General features: G+C 70.0%; 12 protein-coding genes. 3 read left to right on the forward strand and 9 right to left on the reverse strand.

Annotated elements, in window-relative coordinates:
- Complete coding sequence (locus VB080_RS06080) at positions 1-1,965, reverse strand: ABC transporter ATP-binding protein (protein ID WP_323417545.1); 1,965 nt, start codon at positions 1,963-1,965, stop codon at positions 1-3.
- Positions 1,962-3,812 carry an ABC transporter ATP-binding protein gene (locus tag VB080_RS06085; RefSeq protein ID WP_323417546.1) on the reverse strand — a complete coding sequence of 617 codons (1,851 nt, stop codon included), beginning with the start codon at positions 3,810-3,812 and terminating at the stop codon, positions 1,962-1,964. The genes VB080_RS06080 and VB080_RS06085 overlap by 4 nt, the downstream gene beginning before the upstream one ends.
- A 291-nt stretch (positions 3,813-4,103) precedes the next feature.
- On the opposite strand from VB080_RS06085, the gene VB080_RS06090 reads away from it, so the two are divergent.
- Together VB080_RS06090 and VB080_RS06095 are read left to right on the forward strand one after the other, a co-directional pair.
- The gene (locus VB080_RS06090; protein ID WP_323417547.1) at positions 4,104-5,237 is read left to right on the forward strand and encodes a glutamate--cysteine ligase; all 1,134 of its coding nucleotides are present in this window, start codon (positions 4,104-4,106) and stop codon (positions 5,235-5,237) included.
- 236 nt (positions 5,238-5,473) lie between these two features.
- Positions 5,474-6,202, forward strand: coding sequence for a glutamine amidotransferase (locus tag VB080_RS06095; protein ID WP_323417548.1), 729 nt, complete (start codon positions 5,474-5,476; stop codon positions 6,200-6,202).
- Positions 6,203-6,308: 106 nt separating this feature from the next.
- On the opposite strand, the gene VB080_RS06100 is transcribed toward VB080_RS06095, so the two are convergent.
- From VB080_RS06100 to VB080_RS06120, 5 genes are all read right to left on the reverse strand, one after another.
- A complete protein-coding gene (locus VB080_RS06100) occupies positions 6,309-6,731 on the reverse strand; it encodes a VOC family protein (protein ID WP_323417549.1) in 423 nt (140 codons plus the stop codon).
- Between the two features lie 216 nt (positions 6,732-6,947).
- Entirely contained in the window at positions 6,948-7,679 is a 732-nt protein-coding gene (locus tag VB080_RS06105) for a PIG-L deacetylase family protein (RefSeq protein WP_323417550.1), read from the reverse strand.
- A 55-nt stretch (positions 7,680-7,734) separates the two neighbouring features.
- The gene (locus VB080_RS06110; RefSeq protein ID WP_323417551.1) at positions 7,735-8,745 is read right to left on the reverse strand and encodes an aldo/keto reductase family protein; all 1,011 of its coding nucleotides are present in this window, start codon (positions 8,743-8,745) and stop codon (positions 7,735-7,737) included.
- Between the two features lie 98 nt (positions 8,746-8,843).
- Positions 8,844-9,962, reverse strand: coding sequence for a DivIVA domain-containing protein (locus tag VB080_RS06115; protein WP_323417552.1), 1,119 nt, complete (start codon positions 9,960-9,962; stop codon positions 8,844-8,846).
- Positions 9,955-11,391 carry a hypothetical protein gene (locus tag VB080_RS06120; protein ID WP_323417553.1) on the reverse strand — a complete coding sequence of 479 codons (1,437 nt, stop codon included), beginning with the start codon at positions 11,389-11,391 and terminating at the stop codon, positions 9,955-9,957. The genes VB080_RS06115 and VB080_RS06120 overlap by 8 nt, the downstream gene beginning before the upstream one ends.
- Positions 11,392-11,559: 168 nt before the next feature.
- Here VB080_RS06120 and thrC point away from each other — a divergent pair, with 168 nt between their 5' ends.
- Complete coding sequence (gene thrC, locus VB080_RS06125; protein WP_323417554.1) at positions 11,560-13,002, forward strand: threonine synthase; 1,443 nt, start codon at positions 11,560-11,562, stop codon at positions 13,000-13,002.
- 29 nt (positions 13,003-13,031) lie between these two features.
- Here the strand turns inward: thrC and VB080_RS06130 are convergent, their stop codons facing one another.
- Both VB080_RS06130 and VB080_RS06135 read right to left on the reverse strand, forming a co-directional pair.
- On the reverse strand, positions 13,032-15,173 hold the full coding sequence (locus tag VB080_RS06130; RefSeq protein ID WP_323417555.1) for a M3 family metallopeptidase: 2,142 nt from the start codon (positions 15,171-15,173) through the stop codon (positions 13,032-13,034).
- A 439-nt stretch (positions 15,174-15,612) separates the two neighbouring features.
- Positions 15,613-15,946: hypothetical protein (locus tag VB080_RS06135; protein ID WP_323417556.1), on the reverse strand; the 334-nt coding region annotated here is incomplete at its 5' end.

The following is a 15,946-nucleotide window of genomic DNA, read 5'->3' on the forward strand; positions in this document are numbered from 1 at the left end:
TCAGCTGCGCCAGGTGCGCCACAGCCGGGCGTACTCCCCGTCCTGCGCCATCAGCTCGTGATGGGAGCCCAGCTCGGCGATCCGTCCGTCGATCACCACCGCGATCCGGTCGGCGTCGTGGGCAGTGTGCAGCCGGTGCGCGATCGCGACCACTGCCCGTCCGTCCAGCAGGGTGGCCATCGAGCCCTCCAGGTGCCGGGCAGTGCGTGGGTCGATCAGCGAGGTGGCCTCGTCCAGCACCAGGGTGTGCGGGTCGGCGACCACCAGCCGGGCCAGCGCGACTTGCTGCGCCTGGGCGGGGGTGAGCCGGTAACGGCCGTGGCCGAGCATGGTGTCCAGGCCGGACGGCAGCTTCTCCACCCAGTCCCAGGCGTCGACAGCCTGCAGCGCAGCCATCACCGCCGGGTCGACCTCGTCGGGGGCCAGGTTCACGTCCCGGGCCAGCACAATGTTGTCCCGGACGGTTCCGACGAAGACGTGGTGCTCCTGGGTGACCAGCGCAACCTCGGTGCGCAGCACGCCGAGCGGGAGTTCCATCACGTCCACGCCGCCGACCTCGACGCTGCCGACCCTCGGGCGGTTGATCCCTGCCAGCAGCCGGCCCAGCGTCGACTTGCCCGACCCGGACGGACCCACCACCGCGAGCCGCTCGCCCGGCTGTAACTCGACGTCCACCCCGTGCAGTACGTCGTGGCCGTCACGGTAGGCGAACCGCAGTTCGCGTCCCAGCAGATCGGTGCCGGCCGGCTCGTCGTCGCCGGGCGTGCGGTCGTCGGGCACCTCGGCGATACCGAGCAGGCGGGTGGTGCCGGCCAGGCCGATCTGCAGCCGGTCGAAGACCTGGATCAGCCGGTCCATCGGCTCGACCAGACCCTGAACGTAAATCGCCGCGGCGGTGATCTGCCCGATCGTCACCCAGCCCTGCGCATACCCCCAGGTGCCGAGCAGGACGACCGCGATCAGCGGGAACTGGAAGGAGAGATCCAGCCAGATGAAGAACAGGTTCCGCAGGCTCATCGTGTAGCGCTCGGCCTGGCTGGACTCGTCGATGTCCGCCTCGGTGATGGCGACTCGGTTCGGGCCCAGGCCGAGCGCCTCGACGGTGCGGACGCCGTCCACGGTCTCGGTCATCGTGGAGTTGATCCGCGAGTAGGTGCCGCTCTCGGTGATGTAGCCCTGCATGGCGTGCGCCAGGTAGTGCCGGGTGGCCAGCCACAGCACCACCATGGTCACGAACACCGGCAGCGCCAGGAACCACGAGTTCAGCAGCAGCGCGACCACCGTCGCGACCGCTGTCACAAGCGAGATCACGAACTGCGGGAAGGCCCAGCGGATCGACTCGCTCATCTTCGACACGTCGGACGTGATCCGGGTCAGCAGGTCGCCCGACGAGGCCGACTCGACCTTGCCCAGCGGCAGCCGCAGGACATTGTCGACCACCTCTTCCCGGGCCGAGGCGAGCAGGTCGTAGCCCAGCACCACCGAGGCCCGGCGGGCGGCGAAGGTGAGGACGGACTGGACGATCACCACCGTGACGACGCCGAGGATGATCCCGTCCACCACCGCCTGGGCGGTCTGCCCGGCCGACACCAGGTCAACCAGGTTGCCGAGCATCCGGGGAACCACCAGCCCGGCGACGGCAGCCGCAGCGTTGAACGCCACCACCGCCACCAGCCGGACCTTCCGGGTCGACACCAGTCGCTGGACGAACCGCCAGGCGGCGGCGTTGCCCGCCACCGGAAGCCCCTGCTCGGGCTGCCGGGAGGAAGCGTAGAAGGCCTCCGCACGCTCCCGGCGCAGCTGGTGCCGGCGCCGCCAGGCCGCCAGCCGTTGCCCGAAGGACAGGCTCCGGTCGACCAGCAGCTCGGACGGCACCCGCGGGTCCGGCGGGTCCTCCCGCCAGGTCTCGGCAGAGGTCGCGAGCAGGTCGGTCACCGGTGGTTCCGGCGGACGCGGGGTACTCATTCGTCCTCCTCCATGCCACGGGCGACCACCTGGCGGTAGTCGGGGCTGGTGGCGAGCAGGTCGGCGTGGGTACCGCGGGCGGCCACCCGGGTGCCGACCAGCAGGGCGACCTCGTCGGCGTAGTGCAGCACCAGCGGGGAGGTCGTCATCACCACGGTGGTGCGGCCACGGCGCTGAGCGGGCAGCCGCTCGGCGATCCGGGCCTCGGTGTGGGCGTCCACGGCCGAGGTCGGCTCGACCAGGACGAGCACCTCGGGGTCGCGCAGCAGGGCGCGGGCCAGCACCACCCGCTGCCGCTGGCCGCCGGACAACCCCCGTCCGAGTTCGTCGATCCGGCCCTGCCAGCCACCTGGCAGGCCTTCGTAGACGTCCTCGGCGGACGCGGTGCGCAACGCCGCCTCGGCCTGCTCACGGGTGTGGGTGCCGAACGGATCGACCGCGGTCTGCAGGGTGCCGGCGAACAACTGGCTGCCAGTGTCGGAGACCACCACCCGTTCGCGCAACGCGGCCAGCGGCAGCCGGGAGTAGTCGACGCCGTCGGCCTCGACTCCCCAGACCGAACGGCCGGTACGGTCGTCAGCTTCCGCCTCGGCAGCGCGCCGGGCGTCGCGGGCCACCCGGGCGCGGCGCGCCGCTCGTCCCTTCAGGTCCTCATCCTGGTCGGTCACCGGTTCGGCACCGGGCAGGTAGCGTCCCAGCCGGTCAGCCAGCGCGGCCGACGCCTCCGGGTCGGTGCTGACCACCGCCAGGAAGCGTCCCGGCTCGACCACCAGGCCCGAGGCGAGGTCGTGCAGCCGCGGGCTGGCGGACAACGGCTGCGTCCCCTCGGCGAACGGCACCTCGGCATTCAGCAGCGTGATCGTCTTGCGCGCGCTGACCAGGCCGCGCACCCACTTCTGGGCGAACTCGAAGAAGGTCTGCATCGGCCAGACCATGAAGACCGCGTAGCCGACAAAGGAGATCAGCTGCCCGACGGTGAGCTCCCCGGCCATCATCTGGTGTGAGCCGAGCCAGACCAGCACCACCAACAACAATCCGGCGAGCAGCACCCCGAGGGTCTCGGCCAGGGTCTGCCAGGTGCCGGTCACCACACCCAGCCGGCGGACCCGCTGCGACTGCGCGGCATAGTTGGCCCCGAAGGTCGCCTCGCCGCCGATGCCTCGCAGGATGCGCAAGCCGGCGACGATGTCGGTGGCCAGGGAGGTCAGCTCGCCGTTCTGGGTGCGTTCGGCGGTTTGCGCGGCGTTCAGCGGACGCAGCACCGGCGAGGCGGCGGCGACCAGCAGCGGGGCGGCCACCAGCACCACCAGGCCGAGGACGTGCGAGGTGGAGAACATCAGCCCGCACACCACGAAGAAGGCGAACAGGGCGGCGATCGCCCGGCAGACCACGTCGAAGACAGCGCCGAAGGTGTCGGAGTCGGACGAGGAGATGCTCATCACCTCGCCGGTCGGCAGCCGGCGGGAGAGGACGTGCCCGAGCCGGGCGGCCTTGCGCGCCACCAGCTTCTGGGTGCCGTACAGCGAGATCAGCCAGCCGCGCACCGCGAGGGTGTGCTGCGCGATGCCCCCGGCGGCCCCGAGCACCACGACGACGGTGAGCAGCCCGGCCCAGCCGAGGGTGGCCACGGCGTCGCCGCGCAGGATGCCGGTGTCGATCACCTTGCCGAGCAGGAAAGGGCTCAGCGTCCCGGGCAGCAGCCAGACCAGCCCGAAGAGCGCGCCGATCGCGACCACGTCCGACTGCACCCGCAGCGTCCACCACAGGAAGGCTGCGGGGCTGCGGGTGTCGGGACGGGAGGTCTCACCGGGGGTGTAGGCATCGACCTTCGGCGGGAAGTCATGCATAGCCGAGCTACATTACGCCGCTGGCCCCGCGTCGTCACCTTCCCCGTCCGCGTCCCGTCCCGGACTGACGTGGCAGGGTTCCCATGACTCCTGCTGCGACGGTTCCGGTTCGAGTCAACAACCGGCCCGTCGCCTCGGCGGTGCCCGGTTCAACAGACGGTTGCGTCGAACCACCCCGACCCACCAACCGGCTCGTCGTCCGACCGGCTGGCGGACGGGTCGGCCTCTACCCTCGTCAGGACGGGGTCGGCCTCGTATGATCGCAGACGCACTTCAGCAGGGAAGGCTCCCATGCAGGTCGATTTCAACCCCTCGCCGCGCTCCAGCATCGGGCTCGAATGGGAGCTCGCGCTCGTTGACGCCACCACCCTCGAGCTCGTCCCGGCTGCCAGCATCGTGCTCGACGTCCTCGGCTGGGACGACGACGCTCCGGTTCGCAAGGAGTATCTGCAGAACATGCTCGAGCTGGTGTCCGCCCCACACCAACGGGTAGCGGACGCCGTCGCCGACCTCGCTGATTCGCTGGCGCGCGTGCGGAGGGTACTCGACCCGCTCGGCATCCGGGTGCTCGCGACCGGCAGCCATCCGTTCAGCATCGCGAACCAGCAACAGCCCTTCCAGGGCGCCCGCTACGACGTGGTGAAGAGCCGCACCCAGTGGTGGGGACGGCAGATGGCGATCTGCGGCACCCACATCCACGTCGGCATCGACCACCGCGACCTCGCCCTGCCGGTGACCAACGGCCTGGCCCGGTTCTACCCGTTCTTCCTGGCACTGTCGGCGTCCTCGCCGTTCTGGGAGGGTACCGACACTGGCTACGCCTCCCAGCGCACCATGATCTTCCAGCAACTACCCACCAACGGACTTCCGTATCGGATGACCCGCTGGTCGGAGTTCGAGGCCTACGCCACCGAACTCGCCGAGGTGGGCATGATCAATGTGCCCGGCGAGATCCGCTGGGACGTCCGTCCGTCCCCGAAGTTCGGGACGGTGGAGAATCGCACTCCCGACGCCGTCCCCACGCTGGCCGAACTGGGCTGCCTGGCGGCGCTGAGCCAGTGCCTGACCGAGTTCGTCGCCCGTGACTACGAGCACGACCACATCGTCGAGGACCTGCCGCCCTGGCTGGTGAAGGAGAACAAGTGGCGGGCGGCCCGCTACGGCCTGGACGCCGAGGTGATCACCCCCGACCGTCCCGGACGAGTACGCCCGCTGCGCGACTACCTGACCGAATGGATCGACCGACTGCTGCCAGTGGCCCGCGATCTCGACTGCGTCAACGAACTACTCTTCGCCGACACCCTCGCCAACCGCGGCGCGTCCTACCAACGACAACACACCGTAGCCGCCGACACCGGCGGCGATCTCCGAGCAGTCACCACCTCGCTGCTGAACGAAACCGGCGCACCCAGCCCCTTCGACTGACCCCCTTGCCCGCCCAACCCACCTGGAACCCCCGCGTCAACCGAAAGGCATCCGCACAAACCGGGCAAATCAGGCCACTCGCGTGCACTATCCACGCGGGTGGTCTCTACTACCCGGTTTCTGCACGACCCGAGACGGGCAAACCCCGATCGCGAACGCGAATCGGGACCGTCCTCACCTCAAGCCGGCACGGGACCGCCCGGGACGGAGCCGGGAGCGGGACTACCCTGACCTGCGTGAAGCCTTTCCTGTTGCTGGCCACCCGCGACCACGACCAGGCCGCCACCGCCGAATACCGCTCGGTCCTGCGGCACACCGGACTGGCACCCGAACAGCTGCTCCATCGCCGGGTCGAGAGCGAGCCGCTGGGGCCGATTGACCTGGCCGACTACTCCGGCATCCTGCTCGGCGGCAGCTCGTTCAACATCTCCGACGCGCAGAAGACCGCCAACCAGCAACGGGTCGAGGCCGAGCTCGCCGCCCTGGTCGACCGGATCGTCGACGCCGACTTCCCCTTCCTCGGCCTGTGCTACGGGGTCGGGACGGTGACCACCCACCTCGGTGGTGTCGTCGACCACAGCTACGCCGAACCGGTGGGCGCGATCCGGGTCAGCCAGACTGCCGAAGCCGCCGGTGACCCGCTGCTGGAGGGCATCCCCGACGTCTTCGATGCCTTCGTCGGCCACAAGGAGGCCTGCCACGGCACCCCGCCCGGAGTCACCCTGCTCGCCACCGGGGAGGACTGCCCGGTCCAGATGTACCGGGTCGGGAGCAACGTCTACGTCACCCAGTTCCACCCCGAGCTGGACGCCGACGACCTGGCCGCCAGGATGCGGATCTACGAACATGCCGGCTACTTCGACCCCGCCGAACTGGACGATCTGATCACCATGGCCTACGCCAGCCCGGTCAGCGGGGAGCAACACAAGGTACTGGCCAATTTCGTTCGCCACTACGGCGGATAGCCACGACCGACCGCGGTGGGCATCGCCATGGCCCCGACGGGCTCAACCGGCGTCGGCCGCTCCCGGGATGCGCGGTCATGGTCGCGACCAGCGAATCAGCGGCTCCTCAGGACTGCTGCGTGCCCTCCGCAGCTCCGACGTTGAACATCCACTCGATGCCGTACTTGTCCTTCACCAGGCCGTAGAGGTCGCCCCACACCTGCTTCTCCAGTGGCATGCCGATGCTGCCGTCGACGGCCAGGGCCTCGAACCAACCCTGCATGGTCGCTGCGTCGTCGCCGAAGATCGAGCAGTAGACCCGGGTGCCACCCCAGGTCTGTTCCGCCCCGGGCATCGCATCCGAGGCGGAGATGGACATCCCGGGCCGGACCTGCAGGTTGCCGTGCATCAGGCCGTCCGCGGGCCCGTCCAAGCCGTACTCGGCGAATCCGAACAGGTGCAGCTCGCCACCGAAAACGCTCTGGTAGTAGGTCATCGCCTCCCGGCCGTTGCCAGCGAAGTTCAGGTAGGGGCTCAGGCTCATGGACATGATGTTCTCCTCTCGGTGCCGGCCGGCCGAAGCCGGATCCGGCGTTGTCGGTGAGGGTTCCAGCCTGCCAGCTGCCACCGGCAACGTCGATGGCAGGACGGACCGACCCGGTCTCGATGCCCCGCGCGGCAGCAGCGGGCGGGCCGACAGACCTGCCCGCCGAGCTCTTGCCGGACCAGCCGCCGGCGATGCCGGCACAGCAGCGGGAACACCGCCTCAGTCGCGCAGCCGGTGGGCGCGGAACAGGACGCCGGCCTCGGTGTCCAGCGAGCTGCCTTGTGTCCGCAGCAGCCCCGGGATGAAGTCGGCCGGCGCCGCATGCCAGGGAAGATCGGCCAGATAGGCGGCATGCGCCTCGAGAGAGGCCACCGCCCTGGACACCGCCTCCGGCGAGGCCACCACCCCGTGGGTGGGGCGGCTGTCACCGGAGACCAGCAACCAGGTGACGGCCCACTTCGGCAGCCCCTCGTTCTGGGCGAGTTCGGGGAACACCCAGCTGTTGTCGGCGTCGCGGACGGCGTCCAGGGTGGCAAGGCCGGCGGCTCGATGGTCGGCCTGGTTGAGTCCCCAGCCGGTTTCGATCTCCCACGATCCGGTGACCACCACGTCCGGGCGGAACTGCCGGATCACCCGGGCGATGTCGCGACGCAGGTCGAGCGAGTGGACCAGCACGCCGTCGGGATGGTCAAGGAGCTGCAACGTAGACACTCCCACCGCCGCGCAGGCGGCCTGCTGTTCCCGGGCGCGCAGCGGCCCGGCCTCGGACGGCGGGCGTTGCATCCCGGCCTCACCGTGGGTGAGCAGCAGATAGGCGACCTCAATGCCCCGGGCCGTCCATTCGGAGACCGCAGCGGAGGTGCCGTACTCCGCATCGTCCGGGTGTGCGAACACGCACAGGACGCGGCGGAAGTCCTGGTCGGGAAGCAGTTCGATGGCAGATTCCGGCATACCCGAAGCCTACGTCGCCACCACCGCCACCGGACCGTCCGGACAACGACCGGTGTCAGACCGCCCGCTCCTTGGGCTGGCCCGCCAGGGTGAGGCCGGGGTCGCGCACCACCACCTCGCCCAGCACCTGGTCGATCCTGGCCATCAACTCGGCGGGGATCTCCACCCCGGACGCCTTGACGTTCTCGGCCACCTGTTCGGGACGCGAGGCGCCGATCAGCGCGGCGGCGAGGTTGTCGTTCTGCAGTACCCAGGCGACGGCCAACTGCGCCATCGTCAGGCCGAGTTCGTCGGCCACCGGACGCAGCCCCTGCACCCGGGTGAGCACATCGTCGGTCATGAACCGGCCGATCGCGCCGGCCCCACCCTTGCTGTCGGTGGCCCGGGAGCCGGCAGGCGCCGGCTGGCCGGGCAGGTACTTGCCGGTCAGTACGCCCTGCGCCACCGGCGACCAGACGATCTGCGAGATCCCCAGCTCGCGGCAGGTCGGCACCACCTCGGCCTCGATCACCCGCCACAGCATCGAGTACTGCGGCTGGCTGGAGACCAGCTGGAAACCGAGGTCGGTGGCCATCGCGTGCCCCCGGCGGAGTTGTTCGGGCGTCCACTCGCTCACCCCGATGTAGAGCGCCTTGCCCTGCCGGACGATGTCGGCGAAGGCCTGCATGGTCTCCTCCAACGGCGTCTCGACGTCGTAGCGGTGGGCCTGGTAGAGATCGACGTAGTCGGTCTGCAACCGCTTCAGCGAGCCGTTGATCGACTCCATGATGTGTTTGCGGGACAGCCCGGTGTCGTTGGGGCCCTTGGGCCCGGTCGGCCAGTACACCTTGGTGAAGATCTCCAGCGACTCCCGCCGCTGGCCCTTCAACGCCTCGCCCAGCACGCTCTCGGCGGCAGTGTTGGCGTAGACGTCGGCGGTGTCGAAACTGGTGATCCCGGCATCCAGGGCGGCCTGCACGCACTGGGCCGCCACGTCGTTCTCGACCTGCGAGCCGTGGGTCAGCCAGTTGCCGTAGGTGATCTCGGAGACCTTCAGCCCGGAGTTGCCCAGGTAGCGGAACTTCATTGCCTTCTCCTTCGTTCAGTTCCCAACGTACCGGCCCCCGCCCGCACCCGCGGTGGTCGCGGGACGGACGGGGGCCTGGTGCAGGTCAGGGACGGCGGTCAGTCGTTCTTGCCTTCTGGAGTCTCCTCGGCGTCGGCTTCGGCCTCCTCGACGCCACCGGCCACGTCCGCGTCCGCCTCGTCCCCGGATGGCACCTCGTCCGCCGGCTGCTCCTCGGCGGCAGCCTCGACCTCCTCGGTGACCTCCCCGGACTCCTCGGCCGCCGGAACCTCCACCGCGGCGCCGAGGTCGTCGGCCAGCGGGTTGATGATCGTGCCACCGCCCAGGGTCGCCAGCATCTGCCGGACGTTGGTCAGTTGCGCGGTGATCGCGTCCCGGCGCGAGGTGGCAGCGAGCAGTTCGCGCTCCGACTCCCGGCGGATCTTCTCCGCGGCCAGCTTGGCCTGGTCGACCAGCGAGGCGGCCTCGTCCTGGGCTGCCTTCAGCAGTTGCTCCACCCTGGTCTCGGCGTCGGTGCGAGTGCGGTCGGCCTCGACCTCGGTGGCGGCGAGCCGCTCGGCAGCCCGGGCCAGGTTGGCCTCATGGACCGCCATCTGCTCGCCGAACTCGTCGGCAGCCTGGTCGCGGCGCTCGGCCAGGGTCTTCTCGAAGTCGGCCGCCGCGGCGGCAGCCCGGGCGCGCTGGTGCTCGTAGACCGCCTCGGCCTCCTCCCGGCGGGCGGTGGCCTCCCGGTCAGCGTGGTCGAGGATCTCGTCTGAGGCCCGCTTGGCGCTCTCGATCGCCCGGGCGGCGTCGGCGTCCGCCTTCGACTGCACCTCCTGGGCGTACTTCTCCGCCGAGGTGCGGACGTTGTCGGAGGCCGCAGTGGTCTCGGCGGTCAGCTTCTCGGCCTCGGCCCTGGCCTTGGCCAGCAACTCCTTCGCCTCGGCGTCGGCCAGGCTCAGCATCGAGCCGATCCGCTCGCCCAGGTCGGCGAAGGTGGGTGGGGTCGCGGCGCGGGTCTCGGCCTCACTCTGCACCTGGCTCAGCCGCTGGGCCTGGGAGGCCAGCTCGCCCTCCAGGTGGCTCACCGCGTTGCGCAGCTTGGTGAGTTCGACGGTGCGATCCGCCGCTTCCGCCCGAGCCTGTTCGGCCGCCTGCCTCAGCTGCGCGAGCGCCTGCTCGACCTCGGTCGGGTCGTAGCCCCGCATGACTGTCCGGAACGTGCTGTCAGTCATCTTGTTCTTCCCTTGTTGGTGCGGTCTGTGGGGCCGGTGGGTTCTCCGGGACGGCCAGCGCTTCGATGACCCCCGACAGGTGGCCGAGTTGGGCGTTGATATCGTCGCGGCGACGGGCCAGGGCGGCCACCTCGCCGCGTGCCCGGTCCATCATCGCACGGGCTTCGGTGCGGACGGCGTCGGCATCGAGCCGGGCTTGGCTGAGCATCGCGACGGCCTCTTCGCGAGTCGTCCGGGCACGATCCCAGGTCTCGCGCTGGAGCTGTTCGAGTTCGGTGGCGGTACGTTCCCGGACCACCTGCGCCATGGACTCGGCTTCGGCGAGCCGGCGCTCGGCCCGTTCGGCCTGCGCCTGGGCCTCGGAGGTGGCGTGGGCAATCAGCCGGTCGGCCTCCTCCTGGGCGGCGGACCGGGTGCGGACGGCATCCCGCTCGGCGGCTTCGAGGACGGCACGAGCCCGGTCCTCAAGGTCGCTGGCCAGCGTGTTCGCCTCCGACCAGCGGCCGTCCACCTTGGCCTGGGTGGTGGCCAGCAGGGTGGCGGCCTGCTCCCGGACCTGCTCGACGTGGGCCTGGCTCTCCTGGTGGGCCCGGCGGCGCAACTGGACGACCTCGGCCTCGGCGCCAGCCCGCAACTCGGCCATCGCCTGCTCGGTCCACGCGGTGTGGGCGGCTGCGGCCGCCAACTGCTCGTCGGCGGCGGCCTGGGCCTGGGCGGCCAGGTTCTCCCGCTCGGTCTGGGCCTCGGCCCGGGCGGCAGCGATCTCCTCGTCCCCGGTCTGGCGCTCGGCAGCGAGCTGCGCACGCTGGTCCTCGACCTCGGCCTCGACGCTGGTTCGCAGTTCGGTGAGTTCGGCGTCCAGGTCGATCCGGCGGCGGGCGATCTCGTTGTCCACCACGGTGCGGCGGCTGGCGGTCTCGGAGTCGAGTTGCCGAAGGCTGTCGGCCACCTCGGCCTCGACAGCAGCGATCCGCTCGTCCAGCTGGCGGGCGACCTCGGCCTGACGGGCGTCGATCTCCGCGGTGACGGCAGCGGCGCGCGCGGTGGCCTCGGCGACCACCCGTTCGGCCTCCCCCCTGGCCTCGGTGAGCAGTTCGTCGGAAGTGCGCTGCGCGGTGCTGGTCAGCAGGGCCGCCTGGGCGCTGGCGTCCCCGACCAGCGTGGCGGCGTCCTGGCGGGCCTCGTCCAGCCGGGCGGTCGCCTCGGCCAGGGACAACTCGATCTGTCGGGAGCGCTCGGTGACCTCCCGGTCGAGGTTCTCCTTCTCGGCCCGCAGCGCGGCAAGCTGGTCGTTCAGCTGGTCGACCTCGGCGTGCGCCTCGCCCAGCAACTGCTCGGCCAGGATCTGCGCCTGGGAGATGAGGGCGGTCGCGTGCTGGGTCAGGTCACCGGAGGAGGGCCCGGCGGGGGGCGGGTTCTGATCCAGCATGAGGGTAATTCTCGGCATCCACGAGCGCATCTGCAAGCTGAACCGGGGAACCGGGACCAATCCCTGCACCCGGGGTCGAGGCACTTCGTACACCCCGGTCAACGACCCTGTCCGACGGCTGTGGGAGGACGCGGCGTCCGCAACAGCTCCGCTGGGTAGAGTTCGGTCGTGCATTACGTCTCGACCCGCGGCCTGCCTGGTGATCCCACCGCGAGTTTCACCGACATCCTGCTCGAGGGCCTCGCCCCCGACGGCGGGCTGTATCTGCCGGAGCACTACCCGTCGATCAGCCCGGCGACGCTGGCCGGATGGCGCACCTTGCTCGAGCGGGACGGCTACGCGGCGCTGGCGCACGCGGTGCTCGGCCTGTTCATCGACGACATCCCGTCCGAGGACCTGCGGGAGATCTGCGAGCGGGCCTACAACGACCGGGTCTTCTCCGATCCGGCGATCGTCCCGGTCACGGCCTTGTCGGACGGGTTGTACCTGGCCCACCTGTCGAACGGTCCCACCGCCGCCTTCAAGGACATGGCGATGCAGTTGCTGGGACAGCTGTTCGAGTACGAGTTGGGACGGCGCGGGGCCGAGCTGAACATCCTCGGCGCCACCTCGGGTGACACCGGTTCGGCCGCGGAGTACGCGATGCGCGGGCGGACGGGCGTCCGGGTCTTCATGCTCACCCCGGCCGGCCGGATGACCCCCTTCCAGCAGGCGCAGATGTTCTCGATCGACGACCCTGCGATCGTCAACGTCGCCGTCGACGGGGTGTTCGATGACTGCCAGGATCTGGTGAAGGCGGTCAACGCCGACCTGGAGTTCAAGGCTCGCTACGCCATCGGTGCGGTGAACTCGATCAACTGGGCCCGGTTGGTGGCGCAGGTGGTCTACTACATCGCAGCCTGGTTGCGGGTGACCACCGCCGACGATCAGGCGGTGTCGTTCTGCGTGCCGAGCGGCAACTTCGGCAATATCTGCGCCGGCCACGTGGCCCGCATGATGGGCCTGCCGATCGACGCCCTCGTGCTGGCCAGCAACGAGAACAACGTGCTGGACGAGTTCTTCCGCACCGGGGTGTACCGAGTGCGCTCCGGGGCCGAGACCCACGAAACCTCCAGCCCGTCAATGGATATCTCGAAGGCGTCCAATTTCGAGCGGTTCATCTTCGACCTGCTGGGCCGGGACGGCGCCCGCGTCCGTGCGCTGTTCGACGAACAACTCACCGCCACCGGACAGTTCGATCTCTCCGGCAGCCCCGAGTTCGCCGCAGTGCGCGAGCGGTACGGCTTCGTCAGCGACTCCTCCACCCACGCCGACCGGGTCGCCACCATCCGCGCAACCTGGCAGCGGGACGGCGTCCTGATCGACCCACACACCGCCGACGGCGTGAAGGTGGCCCGGGAGTTCGTCCGTCCGGGGGTTCCGATGATCGTCACCGAGACCGCCCTGCCGGTGAAATTCGCCGACACAATCATTGAGGCGATCGGCCACGAGCCCGACCGGCCGTCCGCCTTCGTGGGTCTGGAAGACCTTCCACGCCACGTCATCGACCTCCCCCGCGACATCACCCTGCTCAAGGCCCTGATCGTCGGCACGGTCGACACCCCCGCCTGACTCGCCCAGGTCGGTCAGCCCACAGTGCGTCAGCGCAGCAGGCCGCGGCGCTTGAGCAGGTGCCTGATGTCGGGATCCTGGCCGCGGTAGTCGCGGTAGGTGTCCATCACGTCCACCGAGCCTCCGGGAGCCAGCAGTCTGCTGCGGTAGCGCTCGCCGTTCTCCCTGGTCAGACCGCCGTTCTCGGTGATCCAGGCGGCAGTGTCGGCGTCCAGCACCTCGGACCAGATGTAGGAGTAGTAGCCGGCGTCGTAGCCGCCCTCGAAGGTGTGCCGGAAGTAGCAGGTACGGTAGCGCGGCGGCACCAGCGGCAGCGCCAGCCCGACCGACTCCAGCGCAGCGGTCTCGAAGGCCTCCACCTCGTCGGGGGAGGACGGCAACTCGTCCAGCGGGGTGCGGTGCCAGACCTGGTCGAGCAGCGCCGCGGCGAGGTACTCGGCGGTCTTGAAGCCCTGCTGGAACAGCGTCGAGCCGACCAGGGTCTCCACCCAGACCGCCGGCAGCGGCTCGTCAGTCTCCACATGCCGGGCGTACTCCCGCAGCAGGTCCGGGTCGAGCGCCCACATCTCGTTGACCTGGGAGGGGTACTCAACGAAGTCGCGCGGAGTGTTGCTGCCCGACCTGGACGGGTAGCGCGAGTCGGCGAGCAGGCCGTGCAGAGCGTGCCCGAACTCGTGGAACAGGGTGATCACGTCGTCCCAGGTCATCAGCGTTGGTTCCCCGGCCGGTGGCTTGACCAGGTTGGAGTTGTTGGTCACCACCGGAGGTTGGCCCAGCAGCTGGTTCTGGTCGACGATGTTGGTCATCCACGCCCCGCCCTGCTTGGTGTCGCGGGTGTAGAAGTCGGCACTGAACAGTCCCAGCGGGCTGCCATCGGCGTCCAGCACCTCGAACACCCGGGCCTCGGAGGTGTGCCCGACCAGCTCGGGCCGTTCCTCGAAGGTGATCCCGTACAGTCCGGTGGCAGCGGCGAAGACGCCGCGGTGCAGCACGTTCTCCAGCCCCAGGTAGGGACGCAGTTGCCCCGCGTCCAGCGCATAGCGTTCGGTGCGCACCTGTTCGCTGAGGTACTGCCAGTCCCAGGGCTGCAGGGTGGCGCCGGACTCGGGCATCTGCTGCTCGCTGGGCTCACCACGACCCTCAATCGGCTCGGCCGAACGAGCCCGTTCGCGCGCGACCGGGCTGAGCCGGTGCTGCAGTACCTCGTCGAGTTCGGCGGCCTCGGCGGCGACGTTCTCCACCACCGCCGGCACCAGCGAGGTCAGCCGCTCCCAGACCGCCTCGCCCGACCCCGCACAGGCGTCGGCCGCCACATAGTCGGCGTGGTTGGCGAAGCCGAGCAGGTTCGCCCGTTCGGCGCGCAGCCGGGCGAGTTCGACCACGATCGCCCGGGTGTCGTGCTCGCCGCCCAGCCCGCGGGTGACGGCCGCGCGGTGGATGCGTTCGCGCAGGCCCCGGTCGGTGAGGACGTCGAGCGGACGCTGGCCGGAGGTGTTCTCGATCTCGATCAGCCAGGCGTCGGGACGGCCGTGGTCGGCGGCCCGCTCCTGTGCCGCGATGATCTCGGCCTCGGAGAGCCCGTCCAGCTCGGCCACGTCGGTCACCCACACCGCGGCGGCATTCATGCCGGCGAGCGCCTCCCGTCCGAACGCGGTCTGGAGTTCGGCGATGCGGGTGTTCAGCGTACGGAGCCTGGCCTGGTCGCCCTCACCCAGCTGGACACCGGCCCGCTCGAAGGTCTGCATGGTACGCAGCAGCCAGTAGTCCGCCTCGGGGTCGAGGGTGATCTCGCCGGCGTCCGCCCGCTGCCGCAGCGCGACCAGGCGCTGGTACAGGGAGCGGTCGAGGTAGATCGCGTCGGTGTGCTGGGCGAGCCGGGGGGCGATCTCCTCCTCGATGGCATCGAGTTCGTCGCTGGTGTCGGCGGGCTTGACCGTGAAGAAGGCCAGCAGCGCCCGGTTCAACACCTGACCCGCGGACTCCCACGCATCGATCACGTTCGCAGCGGTCGCCGGGGACGGATCGGCGGCGACTGCCGCGAGTTCGTCCAGCTGCCCGGCCATCCCGGCCTCAAACGCCGGCAGGTAGTGCTCGGCGCGGATCGCACCGAAATCAGGCAGTTCGAAGGGCAACGTGGAACGGGAGGCGAACGGGTTGTCGGCAAGGCTCATGCCTTCATCCTCGCACCCCCGGCCCCGCTCTCGTCCCCCCGACGGTTCGGCGGGGACGGTTCCAGCCCGGGCCACCCGCGTGGGGCGAGCTGGGCAGACTCACGGTGGGGACTGTCCCAACCTGAGCCGGCCGGGAGACTTCTGCACAAACCGGGCGATCCAGGCCAGTCGCGGACACTATCCACGCGAGTGCCCTCAACTGCCCGGTTTCTGCACAACCCAACGACAACTGCCGAGGGCAAGGCGACCCCAGCTGGGGACCATTCCAACCTGAGCCGGCCGGGAGACTTCCGCACAAACCGGGCGATCCAGGCCAGTCGCGGACACTATCCACGCGAGTGCCCTCAACTGCCCGGTTTCTGCACAACCCAACGACAACTGCCGAGGGCAAGCTGACGCCAGTTGGGGCCGTCCCAATCTGCGTCATCTCCGATCGGGGTCAGAGCAACTTCATCGCCTCGGGACGGGCGAGCAGGCTGGCGACGGCTGCCCCGCCGAGCAGGGTCAGACCGAGCACCCAGAGGCCGAGGTCACTGAACTGGGACTGGATGATCAGCAGGGCGTCCACCAGCAGCAGGGCAACTGCCAGCCAGGCAGCCCACCGGGCGCCACGCCACAGCCACCAGGCGAGGAAGCCCAGCACCAGCGCATCGACGGTGCAGGCCAGCGCCCGCAGGGAGGACACCGCCGGACTGCAGCCGCACGGCGGCAGGAAGTGCAGCCGCAACGCCAACACCTCCCAGCCGACAGCCACCAACCCGAGGAACAGCACC

It is taken from the genome of Propionicimonas sp. (assembly GCF_034927565.1).
Classification (GTDB): Bacteria; Actinomycetota; Actinomycetes; order Propionibacteriales; family Propionibacteriaceae; genus Propionicimonas.